Consider the following 25,459-nt stretch of genomic DNA (forward strand, 5'->3'; position numbering starts at 1 on the left):
AACGTGTTTGGAAAAATTGCAAAAATAAAAACGGTAAAAATACAAAAGGGAGTGTGATAAGATGTCTAAGAAATCACCAAAATTAAGAATAATTCCTCTGGGAGGTCTGTATGAGGTAGGTAAAAATATAACGGTAATAGAATATAATGATGAAATAATAGTTATAGACTGTGGACTGACGTTTCCGGAAGAAGAAATGTTAGGTATAGATGTGGTTATACCAGATATAACATATCTTCTAAAGAATAGGGAAAAAATAAAAGGAATAGTATTAACTCATGGGCATGAAGACCATATAGGCGCGTTACCATATGTTCTTAAAAGAATAAATGTTCCTGTATATGGAACAAAATTAACTCTAGGATTACTAGAGAATAAATTAAAAGAACATAATATTCAGAATGCAAAGCTTCATATTATAAAAGCATCACAATCTATGGAAATAGGACAATTTGGATTAGAATTTATAAGAACTAGTCATAGTATACCAGACACAGTAGCAATAGCAATTCACACACCTGTAGGAACTATAGTTCATACAGGAGACTTCAAAATAGATTTTACTCCAATAAATGGAGAAGTAATGGACTTTTATAAATTTGCTGAACTAGGAAGTAAAGGGGTATTGCTACTTTTAGCAGATAGTACTAATGTAGAAAGAGCAGGATACACTATGTCTGAAAAGACAGTTGGGGATACTTTTAAAGATATATTCATGACAGCTAAGCAAAGAATAATAGTGGCTACTTTTGCATCAAATATACACAGGGTTCAACAAATAATAAATGCAGCAGTAATTTTCGATAGAAAAGTAGCTGTATCAGGTAGAAGTATGGTAAATGTAGTAAATGTAGCTACTGAATTAGGATATTTAAATGTACCAGAGGGAACTCTTATAGAATTAAATGATATAGGAAAATATCCAGATGATAAAGTGGTAGTTATTACTACTGGAAGTCAGGGAGAGCCAATGTCTGCATTAGCTAGGATAGCTTCTTCAGATCATAAAAAGATGGATTTGAGACCGGGAGATTTGGTTATAATATCAGCTAGCCCTATACCTGGAAATGAAAAAACTATATCTAAAGTTATAAATAAGTTATTTAAAAAAGGTGCAAATGTAATATATGAAGCACTAGCAGATGTCCATGTATCTGGTCATGCTTGCCAAGAGGAACTTAAATTAATTCATAGCTTATTAAAACCTAAATACTTTATACCTGTTCATGGAGAGTACAGACACTTAGAGCAACATGCTAAGCTAGCAGAGGATCTTGGTATGCCTAGAGAAAATATTTTCTTGGCTGAAAACGGTTCTGTTTTAGAATTTACAGAAGAGAGTGGAAATATAGTAGGAAGTGTACCATCAGGAAATATTTTAGTAGATGGCTTAGGTGTAGGAGATGTAGGTAATATAGTACTTAGAGATAGAAAACACTTGTCAGAAGATGGTTTAATAGTTATTGTTGTAACGATTAGTAAAGAAGACGGTAGTGTCATTGCAGGTCCAGATATAGTTTCAAGAGGATTCGTATATGTTAGAGAGTCAGAAGATTTAATGGAAGAAGCCAAAAGGGTAGTAAGAAATGTGTTAATGGAATGTGAGAAAAATCATATAACTGATTGGGCTACTTTGAAGTCTAGCATAAGAGATGCATTAAGAAGTTTCCTTTGTGAAAATAAAAGAAATCCTATGATATTACCTATAATCATGGAAATATAAAAAAGTCGTAGTTAAACTACGACTTCTTTATTTGATAAAGAGGATATTAAGTGTTACTTAAGGAGTGTGATCGTATGAATACTAAATACTTAACTAAGGCCAGTATTATAGCCGCTATTTATGTAGTTTTGGTTCTAGTTGAGATTCCACTTGGGCCAATAACATATGGTCCTATACAAATAAGAATATCTGAAGGGCTTGCCTTACTTCCCCTAGTAGAAGCAGCAGCTATACCTGGTGTTTTTATAGGATGTTTAATGGCAAATTTAATATTAGCATTTTTATCAGGATTTGGATTAGTAGATGTACTAGGTGGAAGCTTAGTTACACTCTTAGCTGCCTATATGACTAGTAAAATGCCAAACAAAATATTAGGAGTTTTACCGCCAGTAATATTAAATGGGCTTATAGTTTCTATATGGGTATCAAACTTTATGGGTGTTCCTTATATTGTTACAGTTGGTACTATAGGACTGGGAGAGCTTATAGCTGTATCTGTATTTGGTAATATAACTTTATATATTTACAATAGGATTAGAAAGCACATTTAGCTAAATTTAAATGTTGAAAGTTGTAATTGGTTAAATTAAACCTTGTAAATAAATGATTTAAATTGTATAATTTAAGAAAATGAAGAAACTTAAGAGGAGAAAACTCATATGGAAAAATCTTTTCTTATAGAAGAAAAAAGAAGAAAAAAAAGAAAAACATTTATTAAATTTCTAGTACTAATAGTAGTTTTAGTAGGAGCACTTATATTTATTAAAGGTTATATTGAAAGTGCTAAGGGATCAGTAGCTAAAGGTAGTATAATAGAAAAATCTATAGAAATTCCAAGTGGTAGCTCTACAAATGATATTGCTAGAATTTTAAAGCAAAATAAGCTCATAAAAAATGAAAGTATATTTAAGTTATATTCTAAGTTAGAAAAAAAAGATGGAAAATATAAAGCAGGTATATACACATTAAATAATGGAATGAGTCAAGAACAAATAATGAATAAGCTTATAGAAGGTGGAGCTTTAAGCAATGCTGTCCAATTTACCATACCAGAAGGTTTTGAATTAGAACAAATAGCTGATAGATTAAGTAATGCTGGAATAGTAGATAAAGGCAAATTTATGGATTTGGCATCAAATGCTTCTGGATTCGAGAATGAATATGACTTTTTAAAAGGGTTACCAGAAGGATCTTCTTTAGAAGGGTACCTTTATCCAAATACTTATGAAGTATATAAAGATGCTACTGAGGAAGAAATTATAAAAAAATAGCTAGATAATTTTAATATGATTTATACGAAAGAAATACAAGAAAAAGGCGAAAAACTAGGACTTAATACTAATCAGATTATAACTCTTGCATCTATTATAGAGAGAGAAGCTATGGTTGAAGATGAAAGAGCTATAATGTCAGGAGTATTTCACAATAGATTAAAAATAGACATGCCTTTACAATCTTGTGCAACAGTTCAATATGTATTAGGAGAAAGAAAACCAGTACTCAGTAATGCAGACGTAGAAATAGACTCTAGCTATAACACATATAAGAATAAAGGTCTACCACCAGCACCAATAGCATCACCTGGAATTAAATCTATAGAAGCAGCGGTAAATCCTAAAGATGTTGATTATCTTTTCTTTGTTAGAACTGGTAAAGATGGATCACATACGTTTTCTAAAACTTATGAAGAGCATTTAAAAGCTAGAAGTGAGAATTAGACTCAGATAAGAATAAAGTACCGTCAATAAATAATACGTGGGAAGCTACCACGTATTATTTATTGATTTTTAAAATAAGGAGAGATAGGTTTGGGTAATATAAATAGAAAATATATAGAAGACTATATAAGAAGTTTAATACCTAATAAGAAAGATTTTATATCGGAAATAGGACAATATGCGCTTGAGAACAATGTGCCGATAGTTCATCCAGAAGTTGCTCAACTTCTGAAGGTGTTGGTTAGAATGAATAAACCTAAGAGAATATTAGAAGTAGGGACAGCAATAGGATACTCAGCGTTAGTAATGGCTAAATGCATGAATGATGGAGAAATAGTTACAATAGAGCGTAACGATGATATGATAAAGATTGCAGAAGATAATATACAGAAAAATGGATTTAAAGATAGAATTAAAATTATAAAAGGTGATGCCGAAGATGTTTTAAAGAATATAGATGGTAAGTTTGACTTTATATTTTTAGATGCATCAAAAGGACATTATAAAGATTTCTTTTTTTACTTTATAGATAAATTGACTGAAGGTGGAGTAGTAGTATCAGACAATATATTGTTTAAAGGAATGGTAGCAACAGATGAACTAGTAATTAGAAGAAAAAAAACTATAGTTAAAAGAATGAGAGATTACTTAGAATTCATATCTAATAATGAAAGTCTTGAAACAAGTATAATACCAATAGGAGACGGAGTAGCCATTAGTTATAAGAAGGAGGATGCTTAATGAAAAACCAGAACTTTTAGCACCAGCAGGAGATTTAGAAAAACTAAAATTTGCAATAGCTTATGGAGCAGATGCAGTATATTTAGGTGGTTCAAAATTTGGACTTAGAGCTTCAGCTAAAAACTTTACAATAGAAGAAATGGAGCAGGGTGTTCTATATGCACATGAAAGAGGAAAAAAAGTATATGTTACTTTAAATATGATACCTCACAATGAAGATCTAATAGGAATGTCAGAGTATGTTAAAGAATTAGAAAGAATAGGTGTAGATGCAGTATTAGTGGCAGATCCTGGTGTACTAGAAATAGTGAAAGAGAGTGCACCTAAATTAGAAATACATTTAAGTACTCAAGCTAACACTACAAACTATGTAGCTGCAAACTTTTGGTATAAGCAAGGAATAAAAAGGGTAGTAGTTGCTAGAGAGCAGTCATTAGAAGAAATAAAAGAACTTAGAGATAAAGGAAATAAAGAATTAGAAATAGAAGCTTTTGTTCATGGAGCTATGTGTATATCTTATTCGGGAAGATGTCTGTTAAGTAACTATATGACTCATAGAGATGCAAATAGAGGAGAATGCGCACAGTCATGTAGATGGAGATACTACCTTGTAGAGGAAAAAAGACCTGGCGAATATTTTCCAATAACAGAAGATGAAAAAGGAACATATATATATAATTCTAAGGATCTATGTATGTTAAATCACATACCTGAGCTTATAGAAGCTGGAATAGATAGCCTTAAAATAGAAGGAAGAATGAAGAGTCCATACTATGTAGCTACGGTAATTAGAGCATATAGAATGGTTATAGATGAATATCTTAAGGATCCTCAAAACTATAAGATGGATAATAAGTGGTTAGAAGAAATAAAAAAAGCTAGCTATAGGGACTTTACAACAGGATTTTACTTTGAAAAGCCAGATCAAAATGAGCAGTTATATGATACTAATTCATATATAAGAGGATATGACTTTGTGGGATTGGTATTGAACTACGATGAAAAGAACAAGATAGCTACTGTAGAACAAAGAAATAGGATATTTGTAGGAGATGAAATAGAAATATTTGGACCTAACAAAGAATATTTTACTCAGAAAATAGAAAAAATGTGGAATGATAAAGAGGAAGAAATCGATGTAGCTCCTCGTGCACAACAAAAGATAAAAATAAAAGTAGATCATCCAGTTGAAAAAATGGATATATTAAGAAAAGAATTAAATATATAAATAAGAATACCCCTACTGAAAGTTGGAAATAATTTTAATAAAGACTTTAGTGGGGGTATTCTTATGGGAAAATATGAAAAAGATAATACATATAAAAGAGCTAAAATAATTGCATCGTTTATGGTAAGTATATTTCTATCGTTAATGGTAAGACTTTATTTTATTCAAATGGTAAAAGGCGAAAAATATCAAGAATTAGCAATGAATCAACAAATATTTAATATTGAGAGTTCTCTATCAAGAGGAATAATATTTGATAGGAATGGAAAAAAGTTTACAAATCAAGATGAAGAAAAAGTCTTATATATTTTTAAAAAGAATATAAAAGATAATAAAAAAAATATTGAAGAATTGAAAAAAGCACTAAAATATAGTAATAAAGAAATTGAGAAATTACTAAATAGTTCTGATTCAGTTATAGAAATTTCTCTAGATAATAAGGATGTTAATTTAGATAAATTATCTAACATAAAGGATGTTGTCATAGTTGATAAACAGAAAAGAAATAATGATAAAAACATTTTAGCACATGTTATAGGTTATATTAATGAAAAGGACAATATAGGATTAAGTGGAATTGAAAAAGCATTTGATAAAGAGCCATTGAAGGCTAATATAAACCATGGCAAAACTCCTATATTTGTAGATGCTAAACAAAGAGTAATTCCTGGTGTAAGTGCAGATATAGGTAGAGGAGAGGTAACTGGAATAGCTAATAGTTTAAAATTAACTATAGATTACGATATACAAGAAAAAACAGAAGAGATACTAGATAAAAGTAGAAAAAAAGGGGCTGTAGTTGTATCTGAGGTTGATAGTGGAGATATAATAGCGATGGCAAGTAGACCTAATGTGGACTTAACAAATATAAAAGAAGAGTTAAATAAACATGATCAAAGATTTTTTAATAAATCATTAGAATTGTCATATCCACCAGGATCTATATTTAAAGTACCAGTACTATTAGCAGCACTTGAAAAAGATGAAGTATCATTAGAGGATAAAATTTTTTGCAAAGGCTATGAAGAAGTAGAGAATACAATTATTAATTGCAATAAAAAGGGAGGACATGGAGAGATTACTGTATTTGAAGGACTTTATAATTCATGCAACTCTACATTTATCCAAATAGGCAAAAAGATAGGAGCAGAAGAGATAGTGAAAACTGCTAAGGTTTTAGGATTTGGAGAAAAGATAAATATAGGTTTAGAAGATGAAAGTAAAGGAAATCTTCCAAAAGGGAAGGACTTAGTAGGTCCCGCAATAGGTAACATATCTATAGGTCAGGGTAATATTGAAGTTACGCCATTACAAGTGACTAATATGATGATGATTGTCGCTAATGGTGGAGTAAAGAAAGATATGTCTATAGTAGATAGTTATGTTACGGCACAAGGTGCACATGGGAAAAAAATAAGAAGAGAGAGTGATCAAAGAGTTTTATCAGAGGATTTGGTTAATATGGTAAAAAAGGGATTAGACGAGGTAGTTCAAAGAGGAACAGCTAGTAATATAGAAATGAGAAGTATAGGTGGGGGTGGAGGAAAAACAGGTTCGGCTCAGGCTGTACTAAATGGAAAAGAAACCGTACATGCATGGTTTACTGGGTACTTTCCCAAGGATAAGCCCAAATATGTAATAACTGTATTCATAGAGAGCGGCGACTCAGGTAGTACACAGGCTGCACCTGTTTTTGAAAAGGTTGCAAAAGAAATATATAAGATTGAGAATAAAAAATAGAAAATTGTACTTGCACAAAAGTTAAGTAAGTCTCATATAATCTTATATATAACTTTTTCTCATAATTCTGGAGGTGCAAGACTTAATGATAACTTCATTAATATCAAATTTAACTTTTTTAATAGAACCTATTTTGTTACTAGTAGGATATGTTTCTAATAATAATTCTTTTCCGAAACCTTTATCGCAAGAGGAAGAAAGTCATTATCTTATTCTATATGAGCAAGGTGATGAGAATGCTAAAAATATATTAATAGAGAGAAATCTTAGACTAGTAGCACATATAGTTAAAAAATATAATAATACAGGAAGAGAAACAGACGATCTTATTTCAATAGGAACAATAGGGCTTATTAAAGCTATAAATACATTTGACAGGAATAAAAAAGTAAGATTGGCTACATATGCAGCTAGATGTATTGATAATCCAATCATTACTTTTCGGAACGAATTTGCCATAGCACAAAAATAAGCCCAGCCTTTCCATTACCTTTTTTCATATTTAGCACCAAACATAACTATATCTATATTTTCTCCATCCCATGTAATTCTGTCTACTAAATTTCTAATTAGACTTCTCTTTTCATCATCTTCGGCATCATCAATCGTATTCTTAAAAATATTTATCATACGGTTCATTATTTCAAAATTTTCTTCTAGAGAGTGCTTGTCATCAATGCTTTCCCTTAAATCTAATAACTTTTCTTTAAGATTAGCATTTTCACTTTCGAGTTTATTAATTTGATCTAATATGTGCTTAGCTGCAAGACTTCCTTCTCCTTGTGCTAGAGCATTGATTAAGTTAGCTATAGACTTGTTGTTAGATTCAATGTTTTTTTTAAGTATATCAATTTCAGACTCTATATTACTTTGAGATGTTTCTACAGCTACTTTATCATCTTTAATTTTACTATGAAGTCTTGATTCTTGAGAGGATAATCTTTTAAGTTCTTCTATAACTAATTTATCTAATTTATCACCTCGAATATTCTTGATGTTACAGTTCTGCCCACGACTCTTTTCTTTTAACTCACATAGATAATAGTATGCTATAGATTTATCTTTGTTAACTCTAGTAGCACCTTTTCTCATGAAACTGCCACAGTTTTCACAAATCAGTATTCCACTTAATAAAGCATTTGTATTTATGTATCTCTTTCTTAATCCTTTGTCTCTATTCATTTCCATTATTTCATTAGCTTTAATCCACATATCACTTGAGATAATACCTTCGTGATCCCCAACAGATATTATCCAGTCTGATTGGTCTCTATTTCTATCAGTAGTACCTTTTACTTGTGTAGTCTTATTGTAAGCCATGACTCCATGCTCTCCATCAAAATCAGTTTCATCGGCAAATATTGCATGGCCATTGCCTATAAGATAATTGTAAAGCTTTTTATCTGCTGTAGCATATACTGGATTCTCTAAGATTATTTTTAAAGTATGTACATAGAAGTTAGCACCATTTTTTGATTTTATATTATTTCGTAGACAATAAGTTTCTAATCCAGTAAGAGATTTGATCTCAATATACTTATTATATAACAATTTCACTAACTCAACTTCTTCTTGTACAGTTGATAATTTGTATGCTTTTCTTTGTTTTCCATTTTGATCCAACATTATAATTTCCTTAGAGATAAATCCGGTAGGAGTAATACCTCCTAGCCAGCGCCCAGTCTTAGCTAATTGTTGCAAGTTATCTCTTATTCTTTCCGCTATAGTTTCTCTCTCTAGTTGAGCAAATACACTAGCAATGTACATCATAGCTCTACCCATAGGGGTAGAGGTGTCAAACTGCTCTCTTATAGACACAAAAGAAACATTATAGTTTTGTAGCTCTTCTATAAGTACGGCAAAGTCTGCTATATTTCTGCTTATTCTATCTAACCTATAGCATATAAGTACGTCAAATTTCTTTTGCTTAGCATCCTTTAACATAAGTTGAAATTGAGGTCTATCAGTAGTCCCACCAGAAAAACCTTCATCTTCATATACTGTTATATCGTCATTTGAAATATTAAAATGATTATATGCGTACTCTTTACACATTTGTACCTGATTCTCAATAGATTCACCTTTACCGGTAAATTTTGATTTACGTGAATAGATTACAGCTTTCATTTTAAAACCCCTTTATGTTTATTATGTCAATTATATCAAATTTTGAAATAATAAAAAGCTAATAAGTTAATAATAGATTCAATATTTATTATATTTATTTAAAAACATAATAAGAGGCCGAATATAAAGTAGTCAGCCTCTTATTGTGTAAAACTATAACTATTTTATTGTATCTTGAGATTCACTATAAGCATCTAGTAATTGTTGAGTAGGCGTATTATAAGGTTTTTCCCATCCTTTTTGAACAGATAGTTCTGTTACTGCAGTATGTCCGCCTAATACTTGGTTTAAGCTTGCTAAATACATTGCTCTTAATTCTGGAGTAGTGGCAGCCATACTAGAAGTAAGATATGCTGTTGCACCAGCAGAAGCACTAGAAATCATGCTGTTAGCTATAACTTCATCACTTATATTTGTAGTATCTTTTACTTTATTAGTAAGAAAAGAAGCCATATTATTGTACCTCCCTTGTTGGTGTAACTTGATTTTCATTAATAAACTGTTGAATTCCTTTTATTCTTCCCTCTGTTGCTAGAATACCAGCTTCAGCTTGTCTTTTTAAATCTTCATCTGTAATTAGTGTCTGCATAGCTTTAGAAACTATTAGACCATCTTTCTCCATCTTTAATAAGCCTGTTAGTGATAATAATTCACTTTCCGTAAGTTTTCTCATCTTTTAACCTCCAACTTGAAAATTAATTTTGATAACATCAATAGTATGTCAATTTTAGGACATAACATTCCAGGAACTAAATACCAAAAAAAGAATCAATCAAGCAGGATTTATATAGATATGAAATAATTGAAACAGAAGAATAACTTTTTATATACAGAAGTTTAAAAAGTCTGTAAGTAACTAGTAAGTTGGAAAGTTAGTGAGTTTATAGAGATAAAAAAATTATAACTCCTGAAATATTTGAAGAATTAAAAGGATGGAGGGATTAAAGGGAAGCACAGTTGGTTCCCAAATTGGATAGTATGAACCAACTGCAATTTAGAAATAGCAGATTATCTAACTCATTTTTATACAAGGATAAGAGCCTTTTATATTATCACGATGATACTTACCTTTAGAAGAGGCAGTTAGTAACCCTTCGTATATATGTTGCGGAATTTCACTATAAGCATATGTGCCGCTATGAAATTCAATTAATAAGTTTTTAGATGAAGGATCATAACTAATAGTTTTCAAGTTACTTGAAGATACAGGTATCATTTAAATACATTCACCTCCTATAAGCAAATATTATTATATGAAAAGAAGTGGATAATTAAACAAGAAGATACTGGTTAACATAAAAAGTGAAAATTGACAAGAAGCATTAGAGAGTAATATCAGTAATAATATGGGCTATAATTAGCACTAATAAAATCACTAGATGATAAAACAATTAGATTAATGACAAAGTTAAAGTTAATAGGACAAAACATATAAGGCATATATATAAACACTAGCAATAAGGAGTTGAGTGTTTTGAATATCAGAGTACACTTTCCTACGACGGAGGAAGGAATGGAGGAATTACAAGAGAGGATAGATGAAGCACATGCACATTTAATTATGAATCGTATAAATAACCTTAACTGGAGTTATGAGGACAAAATTGCTTTAGTTAAGCAAATAAGAGGAGAGCTAAAAAGAAGAGGTGAGCAGAAAGTGTCCTTGGAGGCACCTAGTTAGTAAAGAAAAGGAGAGTTCATATATAAATTTAAGAATATCTTGCAAAGCGAGTGAATTATTAACTTCATGAAGTTAATAATAAATGAACTTGGATAGAAATTGATATTAACTATATTTATTAAGAAAGATGGTGAATGAGAATGAATTTAAATTACGTAAACACCACGTGAAATATTAGGTTTAAGTAGAAATGACGTAGTGGGATCACTAGTTGATAGAAAAATAGATATAAATTAAGAGGTCTAACATGCTCTGAAAGAGGAGCAAGGAATCCATCGCCAGATATTATTGTAGAACTTTTTTAAATATAGAAAGAACCATTTTAAACTTAAAGAGATTTCAGATATAAATGAAGAATAGGACAAGCATATAGTTATGAAATACTAGATAACATAGATTGAATAATTTAAGGAACATAGTACTGAAGCTACTACAAGAACATAGAGAATTATATGACGTATTAAGTAAATTACTTACCATAATTACTAATATGAAAGCATTCCTAAACTAGTAATGATTGATAAGAGACTTAGTATAGAAATTAAGGCTATATATGTCTACATGGCAAGCTATGCAGGAGCAGAAGACACAGCTTTTCCTGGAGTTGAATTAATGATAGAGCATTTACGTATAAGCGAAAAAAGATTTTATAAATATAGAAAGGAGTTAGTAGATCAAGACTATGTTTCAATAACTAAAACTAGGAAAGAGAATAACATCTATACACTAAATCAAATAATAAAATCTCAACACAGTCAATTTGAATGCGTTCAAAGTGTTGCTACTAATAATAGTAGTATTAAAAAACAACACAATAAAAAAATAGAAAAAGTCATGTGTGTGTTAGATAAAAAATTGTTTTTGATAAGGCTAGAAAGATACTAAAAGTATCTAATGAAGACATTGACATTGTAAAAGAGAAATATGAAATTACTAAGATATCTGGGTATAAAATCTAATGATATTCAAGATAAAAGCAATATAAGAGAATAGGTAGATGCCTATTTCACAGTTTTAAGCAAAGGATAAGTAAATATAGTCTAGAATAATTGGAAAAGACGATACTTGAAAGAAGACAGGAAAGTAATTTAAAAGACTTAGACTATGTTAGAATAATTCCTTAGTAAAAAAAGTAAGTGGACAAACTCCACTTACCCCAAGTTTAAAAATAAAATAAGGTGCGATTGTTAATATTAGTTTAATTTAATATATCATATAGTCATCATCATTATAGTCATAAGACCTATCATAATCTTTATGGTTATCACTATGCTTACGACGATCACAATCTTCCAAGATTTCAAAAGCTCTAGCTACTTTATTTGCAAAATCTATAGGATCATCTATAGAAAAAAAGTGAATATAAAATAATCTTGGCTTGTCAAATAGCCAGTGATTATGAAGAGCTGTAACTTCAATGCCTTCTCTACGAAGTTCACTAATAAATGGATTAATTTCTTCTTGCAATATAACAGTTTCTCCTAAGTTTAGAGTTTTACCTTTACAATCCATTGATTCAAATGAAAAAAGAGCGTTAAGAACAAGTGGACTTTCAGTTCGTATTCCTTCAATGGTTGCTTTAATATTTCTCATACGCGTTACTGCACATAGACCATCAGTGGATGTTAAAATCTCACTTTCAAGAATACGTGCGAATCTTCTACACAAGTTAGATGAACTATTATTTGAACTCATTATTATTTCTCCCCCTCAATAATATAGTATGTCCAAGGCTTAAAATTGTTACTAAAAATTATAAGGAGGTGAATATTTTAATAGATTATATGAGTTATTAGAGGTGTACTTTAATAGCTAGTGGTGTCTTGTAAAAGCTAAGTATCATAATAAGTGTCCGTGATATAGGATTAGATATTTTATTCTTGGTTCAATCATGGTCTCATAAGAGAAAAATAATGGCAGTGCTAGATCATATACTCTCAGATCAGATTCACTTCAGTCTTATTCATCATTTAGATCACCAGTAGCATGCAATATTTGGACTTTCTAAATATAAACATTTGTATAGTACCTGAGGTAGAATTCTCATAGATATATATTTACTTCTGTCTTTTTTTATATCTTTGTTTTCATAAGCAGCAATAAAATTCCATCCACGATCGTTAACTGCTGTTATACGTACAGTTCCTTGTATCATATAAGCCCACTCTGATTGCTGATGCCAATGAACCTCACGTATGCCACCAGGTGTCAATCGCTTCCATTGTGGTTGCTACTGGAAGTTCCCTAGCAGTAATCTCACGAGACTGTCCACTTCGTCTTAATACCATAGTAGTATCAGAAAAAGAAAATTTCAAGTTGGGAATCACACCAGTATCTGTAGCATGTGAGACAAGCATGTTATGATTTCGAAGATCCCGAAGGATATTACGTGGGTCTGCATCGGTTGCACCATCTCCATTTTTTATAGGATGTGGTATATATCCAGTAAGTTAGTTACTATTACTCTAATATCTTATTAAGTAAGGATAATATGATTAACACAAATAGCTTGGATAGCATGGATCAATATAAACTAATGAGATGCTCACAGTTACTTTACATTTAGAGAGTACTGTGCAGAATAAATTTAAGGCTCATTAACGGACATATTATTTAAGTTGCAATTTAATAAATAGAAATGTTTTTGAAAATTAAATAATACGGTGTTCAAAGGTTGATGAAATTTATGTCGAACCATAAAATATATGTTACATATGGTATAGTATTAGTATACGTTAAGTTGTAGTAATTAGATATTGTGTCATAGTTCATTTACAAAGGAGAAGGACATAATGAAAAAAGATATAAATATAAAAAAATTATATTTATTCACATTTCTATCTTTCATTTTAATCTTATTATTTCTTTATTTATTTTCACAGAAAGCTCCATACTTTTATACGGGATTCGATTACCATACAATACCAAATAGATTAAGCAAACTTGCAAACTTCACATTTATAATTTTAATTCTGATTAACTTTATATGTGTATTATTATCTATTTTTTATTCAATAAAGATAATATTTAATAAAATTAAGTAACAGTCTGACTTAGTTTGTTCTACACTAACTGAGTCACAAAATTATTGTTTTATAACATAACTGTTAAAGAATATGCAATAATACGATAGATAATAAGAGGTGAATTTATGGATAAAAGAGATAAACAAGGTAAACACATGATAGGGAAATGTAAAAAAAATTCTATGATTAATTTGTCAGAGTCAATAAATCGTTCAACAATAGGTGATTTAGGTGAGTTAACAAGATTGGGATGGATCTCCAATATTATCATTATAGTTATTATTATTGGAATATTATTTTTTCTCTCCAAATGCTCTAATTAAGTTAAATCATAATCATATTAGAGTATTATGATGTAAAAACATATCAGTAAACACGCTTGATCTATAATATTTATAACTTGAGGGTTACTTATATTATTCAAAGTTGAATTTTACGGTATTATTATATTTAAATTCAAGTAAAAAGATAAGTTTAAAGTCAGCAAGATTAGAAAGGAGCTTATGAAATAGAGGTGACATATGGAAGATAAGAAAGAAAAACTAAAAGAACAAATGAAGGAATATATAGATAATTTACTTAGATTAGCAGAAGATGAAGGACGCTGGACTATTTTGAAATAGAAGTAAAAAACAATAAAGGTCATTTACATTTAGAAAGTACTATACAGAATAGGTCTAGAGTTTATTAATAGATAAACTGTTTAAATTACAGCTAAACTCATATAAAAGTTCTTCGAAAATCGAATAATGTGGTGTTTAAAAGTTAACGTGCTTTTACCTAGCTATAAGATATGTGGAAAATATGGTATAATTTTGATAGTAATTAATTCATAATCGTTAGATATTATGTACAAGCAGTAAGTAAGTCTATAGGAGGAATTAGTCATTGTATAAGGAAAAAACGAAAATCATCAAACTCATTTTAGAAAAAGATTTAGAGTCTTTATATGTGGGAGTATGATCTCAGCTACCCTTTTAGGGGTATATGGTCAGGATATTGCTTATTATATAAGTGACCATATAGAAAAATTATCTCCTGTGTATTGTAAGCAATAACACTGATAAGTATAGTATTGTTTTTAACTACATCCATATTAATATATATACCCATAAAAAACAAAAACTGAAAAGATTTATTCCATATTTGATTATTAATAGTCTTATAGGTATGTTGATTTCTATGCTTTCATTATTAGTTATGATTATGTGGTGGGGATAATGGTAATTACTTTATAATTTTTAGATATAATAAAAATGGGCAAACATTCATGAAACTGTAAAAGAAGAAATGAATCAAACTATTTTTGTGAAAGATGGCAAGGTAATATGTCATCTACATGGGAATCCTGAAAATACTGGAATAGGGTTCAACTTTGGTACATATCTGCTAAATTCAAAAGAAGGCAGATACATTAGTTTTATGTCAAAATCAAAGTTATCATTTAAAATTACGGTCTCAGAGAATGGTATAAGATATTTTGAATATGTTAAATAAATTAATATTCTTCGCAATATTATTTTACGACACAATAGTTAGATAATGCTATATCTGTAATTATGATAGCAGGATATGAAAAAAGTTATCTTACTTTTTCGTGATTATTTTTTGAATTGGTGTAAAATCACTTGTTATCTTTCTTTTACCAATACCGAATTCAAAAAGAAATGTATTTACAACTGACATAAAGATGGTGATAAATCTACCAGATGAAGCAGATTGTGAAGCGATTGTAAGAACTTATACAGCAAAATAATTTAATAAATTTAATATCCATCAACTCACTAAAATTAAAGATAAAGTAGGAGGAAACATAGAGGGTGATATTCTAGCACTATACTTAAAAGACGGAAAAGGGATTTTGAATTTTTTCTTTAAAAAAATAAAACTAATGTAAGTTTTGATGATGTTTCGGATGTTAAAATAACTGCTTTTTCTACAATGGGATTGGCCACAGTAGATGAACAGGAAAAGAGAGTAATCAACGGACAACTTAAATAAGATGAGAAAGGAATGTATTCTTATGAGATCCAACGTTACTATACTCAGTATGAAAAATGGTTTATGGAGTCCATTCTTATAGAAGTAAAGTATCAAATTGATGGAAATGGATATGTATCAGTATTTGCAGTAACTACAACAAATGCAGAAGATGGTTCCAATTTCTTTGAAAACGAAACATTAAATAATCCTATTGAACCTGAAGAATAAAATCAGTAAAGTTACAGATATTTAATTTTAAAGGTCAGTATCTATGTTGAGACTTTTTCTATTCAAAATAAATAGGAGGTGTAGAGAATTGAGTAAGCATAAGGCAGATTTGGATTTAAGATCAAGTATGATTTTAGCTCTTATACTATTAGCTTTATCACTAATTGTAAGTCAGATTTCTGATGAAAAGATTAAAATGAATATAATAATTATTTTATTTAGCATTATGACTATTGCACTACTATATAGAAGTTATAAAGACTTTAAAGATAAGACTTACTCTACTACTATATTTATAGCATTAACTAACATAGCAATAATCATTTTAGGTATATTATATATGTTTGTATTTTTAAGATACTATCAAGTTACAGACATTAACCTTATAATAAAGATGAGAAAAACTGAACGTATACTTAGTGTATTTATATTTGCTATGATATTTTTAAAAAACTTTTTAAGAAGCGAAAGATTTGTAAATAGAGATAAATAGTATTTAAAACACCGTATTATTCAAAACTGAATTTTACGATGTTCTTATGTTAAAATTCAAATGAAAATTAATGAAAACATAGGTATGAAGTTAAAAAATTGATAAGAAGGATATACAGAATAGATTTAAGGCTCATTAATAAATTAATTAATTTTAAAAATTTTAATAAATAAGAGGCAAATTCCCTTATCTAAATAAGCATAAGGTAATTTGCCGTTATATTACAATATTAAGATATAGGATCCTGAATTAGTGTTGCAAATACAATTTGATGGAAGTGTCCATCATCAAAAGTTGTTCTAGCCTTAACAAAATGAATGTGTTTTCCGTTACCTACATCAATAGCTGGACCAGTTTCAGTACCAAGTTCATGATGGTGGTTTACGAAGAAATCAGTATTAGTTAGTAGAGCATGTTTATGGCCACCACCAGGTAGAGGAATTGCCTCACTAGTAACTCCTGCAACACGGTGATTATGACGATCGTCACACTCTTCCGCTAATTTAGTGCTACCTAAGAATTCATGCACGTGAGATTGAGTTCCTTCTTCATTTTCATCACAATGGTCATGACGCTTACGTCCATAATACTCATTTTCTCTATAGTCATCATATTCATTATAATAACGATCTTTATCACAATCGTGTTTATGTTTCTTTTTATCATCTTTATTACAATCATGTTCATGCTTCTTTCTATTATCCTTATCACAGTGGTTATGACAAGGGGGATTTATTCTCTTTATGCTTTGAATAATATGACAAAATAGACACATCCTTATTATTAATTTATTGGCGAGTATACAATTTTTGTTATATACAAGCTATATTACATTATATGCACCTATCCTTAATGAGTGACTTGAAAAAAGTGTTTTACTTAAACATTTAGGAAGTTAAAATTAAAAGAAAAGTTAATTCAAACTTAGAAGAAATGATGTGAAAAAAGTATATAATTAAATAAGTCCTACCGAATATACCGACAGACACTTTAGACAAAACTACTAAGATTAAAGTGTATTTTTTTATTGTGGGTAGGTTCAACATGAATTACCTTTTGAGGATTAAAATAGTTATAGGTTAGGCTATAGAGCTAATTTATAGTTTTTACCTAAATATTATACTATAATCTTCAAATATAGTACTTTGTAAAGTGTTCCTAGAGTCTGGTAAATATATGATAAAATAAGTGTAATTAATTATATTTACACAAACACAATATCATATGTGTTAAGGATGTGAAGAGAATAGAATTAAGAAAAATAATCTCAAAAAGTCTACAGGGAGTACTAGGTGTAATAAGTTCAATTCTATTTACAATAAGTTTTCCTTATTTCGGATGGAACTTTGTAATAAATGTTACAAAAGCATTTGAAAATATAGGTTTTAGTATTGATCTAGTTGGACGTCCAGGAACTTATGATCCTGGAGCAGTTATTGTATCAGGATTATATTTATTGACAATATTGTTAGCTTCTTATCTTACTATTAAAAAGACAAAGTATAAACTCTATGGTAAAATAATTTTGTTCAGTGGAATACTCATGACTATCATGGTTTTTGTATTAGTTAGTTCTATGATATGGTTCTGATTATACATAATGATAAACTACAGTATGAGTTTTGAATGTTTAACATTAGAGTAAATGAAGATAGTTAATTTAGTGAACTAAAGGCTGGATCATATCAAGCTATAGAGGTATATTTTTCATGCCTAATATTTACTTAAGCTATATCATATATTTAACCATGTGAAACTTAATTAGAATAGAAGATGACTATATAATTGAGTTTTAATTATACTTTCTGTTTCAGTGATTTTTATTATTTTTTGACTGTTATTTTGGAAAAAAGTAAGAGTAGATCTTATACACAATTATCATTAAAATAACAAAAGATTACGAGATATATGGAAATGCTATGGGAAAGGCGACTTTATCTATAAGAATATTAATTCTGGTTATGGTAATGATTTTTCTACTTGATAATTCTGAATTAATTTCAGTAAGGTTTTTATATGTATTCTATTTATTAATATGATATAGAAAAAATATAACGGTAGCATGATCTAGTTTAATCACAAAAATTATTAAATTGATAAGTAACAATACAAACTGTATTAATAGACTAGACTATTGAATGACTCTATATCTAGTCTATTTTTTATATAGAAAACAACAAAATATGTACAATTAAAAGAATTAATATAAAAATCACCTTTTAACTTTAATTTTAAGACTACTAAAAACAACTATAATATTATAAAAAATTAAGGAGCCTAATTGAAATGCATCTCAATTAATTTACTAAAATCTTCTTTAGTTAGATTTAATGATCTTCTCGTGCTTTTTATTATTCTTCCACCTACAGTACTAAGGTTATATAAAGACTTTAAGTTATCAACAGTCTTGCTGAAATAAAACGTTCCAGATCACAAGTATTGATAATGAAATACTTATGACGATACGATCGTGTAAAAAAACACAATCAGAGGTTTCACTACAAGACCCTATAGGAGTAGACCGTGAGGGTAATGAATTATCACTTATGGATGTACTGGGAACAGACCCAGATGAAATAACAGATAAGGTTCATCTCAAAATCGAAATAAAAAAGCTTTATGATAAGATAAGCAAGGTTTTAAAAGCGAGAGAAAAAACCATAATACAACTTAGATATGGTCTTTTAAATGGTGAACGTAAGACTCAGAGAGAAATAGCTGATATGCTTGGAATTTCAAGGTCATATGTATCCAGAATTGAAAAAAGAGCTGTACAAAAATTATCAAAAGAATTTAATTATGAAATTAAAGGAAGGTAAGACATTTGTATCTTTTTTACATTTAACTCAAATAAGATAACATGTTAAATAAAATCTATAATTAATATTATAAAAATATTAAAATATCAAACAAAGATTTATTAGGCATATTTATCAATATACTAATTTTGAATAATAAACTCGCAAAAGTAGCTATAATTTTCTATATAGCTACTTTTAATGTTTTATATTACAATGAACTTATAACATGAATAGTATGACAAGACATTATTACATGTTAGGAGTTATTCTTCTGATGATTTCTTCTACTTCATTTCCTAATCCAGATATCGGTTTACCATTTCTTACATCTGTACCTAAATTTTCTACTCTTTTGATTAAATCTGGGTCAGCTGTTACAGCTACATTATTTATATTACTATCTTCTTCTTTTACTTTAGCCTCAACCCTATTCTTTAAGTCAGTAGTAACTTTTCCTTCGGTATTGTCATTCGTATTAATACCAACAAGACAAGTATTACCAGTTAATATAACTGATGCATTTTTAACTTCAGGCAATTCTGTTAACTTGTTAGCTATTCTATCAGATTTCTCTACCATAGAATTATTATCCGTATTAGTGTTTAAGTTATCATTCGGATATCCATCATTTGGATTATTATACAGATGTCTATCTGTACTTTGATTATTACTATCTCTAGGCTCTATTCCATTCGTGCTACGAGGAACAGGTTCGTTAGGAGCTATCTTCTTAGGTGTAGTTCTACAACCTATAGATCCTACAGCTACAGATAGCGTTAAAATAGATAATAAAGAAAATTTCTTTAAACTTTTATTCAATATTAACACCTCCAGTATCTATTATGTCTATATATAAAAAAAATATTTATATTATATTAACATTAGATACTGGAATTTTTTTGAAATATTTAATGGGAGTAAAAAGTTAAACCTAAAAGTTCTTTAAAACTATAAAAGCTATCTATAATCATAATAATACATATAAGGGTCGTAATTATAGTTACAGTAATAATTACTCATATTGTGATTATTATTACTGTGTTTAAGCATAAACATTTCAAGTCTTTGATTAACAATGTTCCAATCTATATTCTCCATAAAAATATCTATATATTTCTTTCTATCTATCCCGAAGTCGATCATATAAGCATGCTCATATACATCTAAAACCAATAAAGGATGTGCCATCCAAATAGAGCCTTTATCATGTTCATCCTGACCGTATATGTGAAGTCTTTTATCAATATGATCTATGGCTAATACTACCCATCCTCTCATAGCCAAACCAGTTTGCTTAAACAAATTTTCCCATCGTTCAAAACTATAGAAATCTCTTATTATAAGATCAACTATAGGTCCGAATGGACGATTATAATTACTATTTAGGTTTTCAAAATATAACTCATGTAATTTAACTCCATCTAGAGCATAAGTTTCTCCTAGTCTTAGACAACGAAGAGGACTATAAGTAGGATTTGAGTCATTAAATTCAGGAGTTTGATCAAGTATATCCCAAATTTTATTGATATTTCTGACATATCCTTTATAAAGCTCATAATGTTGATCTAATTGATTTCTGGAGATTCCTTTTACATTATTAAAATTAAATTGCTTAATATTGATTGTATTTTTTGAACTATTTTTCATAAACTCACCTCATTATATTAACTTAGTTTCAGTCATTCTATGCAAGTACATACACATAAGTGAATAAAGTTGTTTACAATCTTTAAAGTTTGGAGAATATATGTTATTATAAATTCAAATAATATATATTCTTTGGATTACTTAGAAAGAGGTGAAAAAATGATCATAGATGCAAATACAAACTTATATTGCTTAATAGGACATCCTATATCTAAAAGCTTATCACCAGAAATACATAACTATAGCTTTAAAAAAAACGGTATAAATGCTAAATATATTGCATTAGATGTATCTACAGAAGATCTAGAAGATGCTGTCAAGGGCATAAAAGCTTTAGGTATAAGAGGATGTAACGTTACTATACCTCATAAAATAGACATAATTAAGTATTTGGATGAAATAGACGAAGAAGCTGAGCTGTTAGGTGCAGTAAATACTGTGAAAAATGAAAATGGAAAACTTATAGGATACAATACAGATGGAAGAGGATTTGTACAAGTATTAAAAGATAAAAATATAGAGATAAAAAATAAAAATATAGCTGTTCTAGGAGCTGGAGGAGCCGCAAGAGCCATATCTATAATACTTGCAAAAGAAGGAATCAATCAAATAACAATATTTAATAGAACTATTGAAAAAGCTAAAATAATAATAGATGAGATAAAAGAAAAGTTTCCAGATGTCACAGGAATGTATTCAAGTTTAGAAAGTAACAAATATGACTTAAGTTCGGTTGATATTTTAATAAACTGTACTTCTATAGGAATGTATCCAAATATAGATGAAATGCCAGTAGATCCTAGCATTTTTCCTAGACAAACTGTAATTTGTGACATAGTATATAAGCCTTTAAAGACTAAACTATTAGAAATGTCAGAGAAAAATGGAAATATAGCTATCGGTGGATTAGATATGTTAATATATCAGGGAATTTTAAGTGAAGAAATTTGGCTACAAAAAAACATAGATAAAGATTTAGTGATAGAATGGATTAAAGAAAAGATATGATAAACTTGTATGTTGTACTAGTTTGAATAATTAGGACAACATACAATCAAACATATACTAAAAAACAATATATAATTCTTATAAAAGATAAACTCACTTCAAAATAATAATTCCATAAATAAAGTCCAAAAATTTCATAAAAGAGTCAAAAAATATTAAATGTGTGTGATAAATATGTTTAAGAAGTGTTCAAATAATAAAGGACTTACCCTAGTAGAGGTAATAGTATCTATATTTCTGTTAGGTATAGTAATGATATCTATAGGTACTTTAGTGAATTACAATATAAAAATGAATTCTAAGGCTAAAAATCAGATAATAGCAACTACCGTTGCTGAAGATATTATAGAGGAAGTTAAATTCTCTAATAAAATCAGTGTAGGAGAAAAGACAATTTTATATCATAATTTTGTTATAGATTTAAAAGTAGAAATATTAAATATAGAAAAAGATAAAAATCAAGGTAATAAATATGTAAGAAATTATGATTTATATAGGATAGAAGTAGAAGTTAAACTAAATGATGAAGTCATTGAAAAATTGATTACTTATAAAACTTCACAGTCAGGAAGTGGTGTTAGTGAAATGTCAAGATAGCAAAGGCTTTACTTTGATATTAGTAATAATAATGACATCAATAATACTTTTCATAGGAACATATATGATTAAGCTAACATCTACAAACTATAAGATGAAAAAACTAAATAGTATAAGTAAAAAAATTTTTACATAGCAGAAGCAGGAATAGAAGAGGCATATATGATTCTGGATAAGCATGTTCAAGAATCAATAAATTATTCATATGAAAAACTAAATGAATATCAGAATATAGCAAATTTAGAAGACACAGAAATAGTTAAAGTATACTCATCAGAGAATGAAAAGTATGAGCTTTTTAAGCGAATCTACAAGGAACACATGAAAACAGTAGCCAACAAGTTAAAGAATATCAGTCAATATAACTTAAATAAAATAGATGGATATACTTTCCTAGTAAATACATCAATATTACAATCAAGCAAAGATGATGAACTTATATTGAACATAACCATATCATATGACAATAAGAAAGTACTAGAAAATATTAGAGTTAAGTACGCCATTAAAACTCCTGAGTATGGAGTAACTAACAGTAGTGATGATCTTATAAATAAGATAGATTGGCTAAATACAAAGTGGTGAAATCTATGAAAAAAGTCAAAGATAATAGAGGAATGACTCTTATAGAATTGATATTAAGTGTATTTATATCATCAATTATAGTTATTGTTCTGAGTACTATGTCAATTACAAGTATAAAAATATTTGAGCGTATTTACAATAGCATAGAAATACAGCAGCAAGGTCATTTTATAATGGATTTTATGACTAATAAAATTATACATTCTAATAAAATAGATTCTGTATTAAATTATAATAATATTTCTGTATATAACACTAATAAAGAAGTAAGTCTAGGAGAAATTAAATTTAAAGATGCTTCACTAGAAAGTGGAAAATGGCATGTTTTTTCTATCCAAAAAGACTATAAAGTTGAAGGTAGATCCATCAGATATGGAAATCGCTCACCTGCTACTATAGAAGCAGGTAACTATATAGATTCAATTCATATAAAGCCGCTACCAGAGAAAAGTGCTTACAGTGAAGCTAAAGGTATAAATATTTCTATAACTATGAAAAAAGGTGAAAACAAAATAAAATTATCTAAAAATATATATTTCAGAAAATTTGATATAGAAGATATATTAACAGGGGGATAAAATGGGATTAAAAAATAGGGGGATGACCTTAATAGAGGTAATAGTAGTTATATCAATATTAGCAATAATAACTTCTATAGTTACTCCTAAAAATAATATAAGAACTTATAGACTAAAGTCCTATGCTAGAACAATGACTAATGATATAAGAATGGTAAGGTATTTAAGAATGACAGAAGGGGAATACTATAGCATCTTATTGCAAGAACACTATTATGTAATTTTAAATGGCACTAAATATATAAAAAAAGTTGAATTTGGGAAAGATATAAGAATAAGTGATAACCTAGGCAGGGTTATAAGATTTACTTATGCAGGAGTACCTATGGGGGCTGGAAGTATTTTTATACAAGATTTAAAAACTAAAGAATACTATGATATAACTATAGTCCCAGCTACAGGCAGAGTATTGCTTAGATGATAATGTGAATATTTAAGTAGAATATTATTATTCTATTCAAATAAATAAAATTATGATATTATATTATGGTGTATTTGGCTATTTGAAATACTTAAACAAATAAAACATTAAGAAAATATAATCAATGTAGGAGGTTCAAATATGATTTCAGCAGGCGATTTTAGAAAAGGTCAAACATTTGAAATGGATGGAGATGTTTATCAAGTTATAGATTTTCAACATGTTAAACCTGGTAAAGGAGCAGCTTTTGTAAGAACTAAAATAAGAGATATAATGCACGGTGGGACAAAAGAAGTTTCTTTTAACCCGAGTGATAGATATCCAAAAGCTCACATAGAGACTAAAGAAATGCAGTACTTATATACTGACGGAGAATTATATCACTTTATGGATACAGAGACTTATGAACAAATGCCACTTGAGCATCAGCAAGTAGAAGATGCTATTAGATATATTAGAGAAAATGACAATGTTGTAATTAGATTCTATAAAGGCAAAGCTTTTGATGTTCAAGCTCCAAACTTTGTAGAGTTAGAAGTAACTCATACAGAACCAGGAATAAAGGGAGATACAGCTACAGGAGCTACAAAGCCAGCTACAGTTGAAACTGGTGCTATCATACAAGTACCATTATTTGTAAACATAGGAGATGTAATAAAAATAGATACAAGAACTGATGATTATTTATCTAGAGTTTAGTTAATACTACAAATTGTATAAACTAAACTCTGGAGGTGAATCAAAATGGAATATTTATATGAAAAAGTATCTTATCTTAGGGGATTAGCTGAGGGTCTTGATATAGAAGAAGATAGCAATGAGGGTAAACTACTATTACATATAATAGATACTCTTGAAGACTTTGCAGATGCCATAGTAGACTTAGGTGTTGCTCAAGAGGAAATAAGTGAATATGTAGAAGCTATAGATGAAGATCTATCAGATGTAGAAGATGAGATATATTTTGATTACGATGATGAGTGTCAAAATTGTGAGGAAGAATTTGTATTTGAAGAAGATTAATTTAGGAAAAAGAGACTAGTATATACTAGTCTCTTTTTTATTTTTATAAAATTTTAAAATATAGTCATATTTAAATGAGCTTGTCATATCTATATATAAAGACAAGTTTAA

Annotated in this window: 31 protein-coding genes and 1 pseudogene; 22 read left to right on the plus strand and 10 right to left on the minus strand. The window is 28.9% G+C overall.

Annotation, left to right across the window (positions count from 1 at the left end):
* Positions 1–61 precede the first annotated feature (61 nt).
* The 7 genes and pseudogenes from CURI_RS06760 (at position 62) to CURI_RS06790 (ending at position 7,622) form a co-directional block, all read left to right on the plus strand.
* Positions 62–1,723, plus strand: a complete 1,662-nt coding sequence (locus CURI_RS06760) for a ribonuclease J (RefSeq protein ID WP_014967490.1) — start codon at positions 62–64, stop codon at positions 1,721–1,723.
* 74 nt (positions 1,724–1,797) lie between these two features.
* Positions 1,798–2,274 carry a QueT transporter family protein gene (locus CURI_RS06765; protein WP_014967491.1) on the plus strand — a complete coding sequence of 159 codons (477 nt, stop codon included), beginning with the start codon at positions 1,798–1,800 and terminating at the stop codon, positions 2,272–2,274.
* 108 nt (positions 2,275–2,382) lie between these two features.
* Positions 2,383–3,441, plus strand: a pseudogene (gene mltG, locus CURI_RS16100) (endolytic transglycosylase MltG).
* A gap of 90 nt (positions 3,442–3,531) precedes the next feature.
* The gene (locus tag CURI_RS06775; protein WP_014967492.1) at positions 3,532–4,182 is read left to right on the plus strand and encodes an O-methyltransferase; all 651 of its coding nucleotides are present in this window, start codon (positions 3,532–3,534) and stop codon (positions 4,180–4,182) included.
* Positions 4,175–5,410: a peptidase U32 family protein gene (locus CURI_RS06780; protein ID WP_014967493.1), complete on the plus strand. Its 1,236-nt coding sequence runs from the start codon at positions 4,175–4,177 to the stop codon at positions 5,408–5,410. Before CURI_RS06775 ends, CURI_RS06780 begins: the two co-directional genes overlap by 8 nt.
* A 63-nt stretch (positions 5,411–5,473) precedes the next feature.
* Positions 5,474–7,150 (plus strand): peptidoglycan D,D-transpeptidase FtsI family protein, encoded by a 1,677-nt coding sequence (locus CURI_RS06785; protein ID WP_014967494.1) that lies wholly within the window; start codon positions 5,474–5,476, stop codon positions 7,148–7,150.
* Between the two features lie 85 nt (positions 7,151–7,235).
* The gene (locus tag CURI_RS06790) at positions 7,236–7,622 is read left to right on the plus strand and encodes a sigma-70 family RNA polymerase sigma factor (RefSeq protein ID WP_014967495.1); all 387 of its coding nucleotides are present in this window, start codon (positions 7,236–7,238) and stop codon (positions 7,620–7,622) included.
* Positions 7,623–7,636: 14 nt separating this feature from the next.
* Here CURI_RS06790 and CURI_RS06795 read toward each other — a convergent pair whose 3' ends face one another.
* The 4 genes from CURI_RS06795 to CURI_RS06810 form a co-directional block, all read right to left on the minus strand.
* Positions 7,637–9,277 carry a recombinase family protein gene (locus tag CURI_RS06795; RefSeq protein WP_014967496.1) on the minus strand — a complete coding sequence of 547 codons (1,641 nt, stop codon included), beginning with the start codon at positions 9,275–9,277 and terminating at the stop codon, positions 7,637–7,639.
* A gap of 159 nt (positions 9,278–9,436) precedes the next feature.
* Entirely contained in the window at positions 9,437–9,730 is a 294-nt protein-coding gene (locus CURI_RS06800) for a spore coat protein (RefSeq protein WP_014967497.1), read from the minus strand.
* Position 9,731: 1 nt separating this feature from the next.
* Positions 9,732–9,950 carry a hypothetical protein gene (locus CURI_RS06805; RefSeq protein WP_014967498.1) on the minus strand — a complete coding sequence of 73 codons (219 nt, stop codon included), beginning with the start codon at positions 9,948–9,950 and terminating at the stop codon, positions 9,732–9,734.
* Between the two features lie 339 nt (positions 9,951–10,289).
* Complete coding sequence (locus CURI_RS06810) at positions 10,290–10,493, minus strand: KTSC domain-containing protein (protein WP_041701615.1); 204 nt, start codon at positions 10,491–10,493, stop codon at positions 10,290–10,292.
* 258 nt (positions 10,494–10,751) lie between these two features.
* Between CURI_RS06810 and CURI_RS06815 the strand changes: the two genes are divergently transcribed.
* Together CURI_RS06815 and CURI_RS06820 are read left to right on the plus strand one after the other, a co-directional pair.
* The gene (locus tag CURI_RS06815; protein ID WP_041701617.1) at positions 10,752–10,958 is read left to right on the plus strand and encodes a hypothetical protein; all 207 of its coding nucleotides are present in this window, start codon (positions 10,752–10,754) and stop codon (positions 10,956–10,958) included.
* Positions 10,959–11,471: 513 nt separating this feature from the next.
* Positions 11,472–11,843, plus strand: a complete 372-nt coding sequence (locus tag CURI_RS06820) for a helix-turn-helix domain-containing protein (protein ID WP_014967500.1) — start codon at positions 11,472–11,474, stop codon at positions 11,841–11,843.
* A gap of 318 nt (positions 11,844–12,161) precedes the next feature.
* On the opposite strand, the gene CURI_RS06825 is transcribed toward CURI_RS06820, so the two are convergent.
* From CURI_RS06825 to CURI_RS16110, 3 genes are all read right to left on the minus strand, one after another.
* A complete protein-coding gene (locus CURI_RS06825; RefSeq protein ID WP_014967501.1) occupies positions 12,162–12,653 on the minus strand; it encodes a DUF1259 domain-containing protein in 492 nt (163 codons plus the stop codon).
* A gap of 280 nt (positions 12,654–12,933) precedes the next feature.
* Positions 12,934–13,170 (minus strand): cupin domain-containing protein, encoded by a 237-nt coding sequence (locus CURI_RS16105; protein ID WP_014967502.1) that lies wholly within the window; start codon positions 13,168–13,170, stop codon positions 12,934–12,936.
* Positions 13,148–13,315 carry a hypothetical protein gene (locus CURI_RS16110; protein ID WP_228370497.1) on the minus strand — a complete coding sequence of 56 codons (168 nt, stop codon included), beginning with the start codon at positions 13,313–13,315 and terminating at the stop codon, positions 13,148–13,150. The genes CURI_RS16105 and CURI_RS16110 overlap by 23 nt, the downstream gene beginning before the upstream one ends.
* A gap of 794 nt (positions 13,316–14,109) precedes the next feature.
* On the opposite strand from CURI_RS16110, the gene CURI_RS06835 reads away from it, so the two are divergent.
* The 4 genes from CURI_RS06835 to CURI_RS06845 all read left to right on the plus strand — a co-directional run bounded on the left by CURI_RS06835 (position 14,110) and on the right by CURI_RS06845 (position 16,688).
* Positions 14,110–14,307: a DUF6366 family protein gene (locus CURI_RS06835; RefSeq protein ID WP_014967504.1), complete on the plus strand. Its 198-nt coding sequence runs from the start codon at positions 14,110–14,112 to the stop codon at positions 14,305–14,307.
* Between the two features lie 967 nt (positions 14,308–15,274).
* Positions 15,275–15,481: a hypothetical protein gene (locus CURI_RS15645; protein WP_144276007.1), complete on the plus strand. Its 207-nt coding sequence runs from the start codon at positions 15,275–15,277 to the stop codon at positions 15,479–15,481.
* 516 nt (positions 15,482–15,997) lie between these two features.
* The gene (locus CURI_RS06840; RefSeq protein ID WP_014967505.1) at positions 15,998–16,195 is read left to right on the plus strand and encodes a hypothetical protein; all 198 of its coding nucleotides are present in this window, start codon (positions 15,998–16,000) and stop codon (positions 16,193–16,195) included.
* 88 nt (positions 16,196–16,283) lie between these two features.
* Positions 16,284–16,688, plus strand: coding sequence for a hypothetical protein (locus CURI_RS06845; RefSeq protein ID WP_014967506.1), 405 nt, complete (start codon positions 16,284–16,286; stop codon positions 16,686–16,688).
* 229 nt (positions 16,689–16,917) lie between these two features.
* On the opposite strand, the gene CURI_RS15330 is transcribed toward CURI_RS06845, so the two are convergent.
* Positions 16,918–17,463 carry a YmaF family protein gene (locus CURI_RS15330; protein ID WP_014967507.1) on the minus strand — a complete coding sequence of 182 codons (546 nt, stop codon included), beginning with the start codon at positions 17,461–17,463 and terminating at the stop codon, positions 16,918–16,920.
* Positions 17,464–17,925: 462 nt separating this feature from the next.
* Between CURI_RS15330 and CURI_RS06855 the strand changes: the two genes are divergently transcribed.
* On the plus strand, positions 17,926–18,279 hold the full coding sequence (locus tag CURI_RS06855; protein WP_014967508.1) for a hypothetical protein: 354 nt from the start codon (positions 17,926–17,928) through the stop codon (positions 18,277–18,279).
* Positions 18,280–19,117: 838 nt separating this feature from the next.
* Entirely contained in the window at positions 19,118–19,507 is a 390-nt protein-coding gene (locus CURI_RS06860; protein WP_228370483.1) for a sigma-70 family RNA polymerase sigma factor, read from the plus strand.
* A gap of 231 nt (positions 19,508–19,738) precedes the next feature.
* Here the strand turns inward: CURI_RS06860 and CURI_RS15015 are convergent, their stop codons facing one another.
* A complete protein-coding gene (locus tag CURI_RS15015) occupies positions 19,739–20,308 on the minus strand; it encodes a YhcN/YlaJ family sporulation lipoprotein (RefSeq protein ID WP_051003979.1) in 570 nt (189 codons plus the stop codon).
* Positions 20,309–20,446: 138 nt separating this feature from the next.
* Positions 20,447–21,136: a superoxide dismutase gene (locus CURI_RS06870; RefSeq protein WP_014967511.1), complete on the minus strand. Its 690-nt coding sequence runs from the start codon at positions 21,134–21,136 to the stop codon at positions 20,447–20,449.
* Between the two features lie 159 nt (positions 21,137–21,295).
* Between CURI_RS06870 and aroE the strand changes: the two genes are divergently transcribed.
* From aroE to CURI_RS06905, 7 genes are all read left to right on the plus strand, one after another.
* Complete coding sequence (gene aroE, locus CURI_RS06875; RefSeq protein WP_014967512.1) at positions 21,296–22,144, plus strand: shikimate dehydrogenase; 849 nt, start codon at positions 21,296–21,298, stop codon at positions 22,142–22,144.
* 174 nt (positions 22,145–22,318) lie between these two features.
* On the plus strand, positions 22,319–22,741 hold the full coding sequence (locus CURI_RS06880; RefSeq protein WP_014967513.1) for a type IV pilus modification PilV family protein: 423 nt from the start codon (positions 22,319–22,321) through the stop codon (positions 22,739–22,741).
* A 162-nt stretch (positions 22,742–22,903) separates the two neighbouring features.
* On the plus strand, positions 22,904–23,326 hold the full coding sequence (locus CURI_RS06885) for a hypothetical protein (RefSeq protein WP_014967514.1): 423 nt from the start codon (positions 22,904–22,906) through the stop codon (positions 23,324–23,326).
* A 5-nt stretch (positions 23,327–23,331) separates the two neighbouring features.
* On the plus strand, positions 23,332–23,904 hold the full coding sequence (locus tag CURI_RS06890; RefSeq protein WP_014967515.1) for a PilW family protein: 573 nt from the start codon (positions 23,332–23,334) through the stop codon (positions 23,902–23,904).
* 1 nt (position 23,905) lies between these two features.
* On the plus strand, positions 23,906–24,325 hold the full coding sequence (locus tag CURI_RS06895) for a pilus assembly FimT family protein (RefSeq protein ID WP_014967516.1): 420 nt from the start codon (positions 23,906–23,908) through the stop codon (positions 24,323–24,325).
* A 141-nt stretch (positions 24,326–24,466) separates the two neighbouring features.
* Complete coding sequence (gene efp / locus CURI_RS06900; RefSeq protein WP_014967517.1) at positions 24,467–25,024, plus strand: elongation factor P; 558 nt, start codon at positions 24,467–24,469, stop codon at positions 25,022–25,024.
* Between the two features lie 45 nt (positions 25,025–25,069).
* Positions 25,070–25,348 carry a CD1247 N-terminal domain-containing protein gene (locus CURI_RS06905; RefSeq protein ID WP_014967518.1) on the plus strand — a complete coding sequence of 93 codons (279 nt, stop codon included), beginning with the start codon at positions 25,070–25,072 and terminating at the stop codon, positions 25,346–25,348.
* The last annotated feature ends 111 nt before the right edge of the window (positions 25,349–25,459 follow it).

The sequence above is a fragment of the Gottschalkia acidurici 9a genome (assembly GCF_000299355.1).
In the GTDB taxonomy this organism is placed as follows: domain Bacteria; phylum Bacillota; class Clostridia; order Tissierellales; family Gottschalkiaceae; genus Gottschalkia; species Gottschalkia acidurici.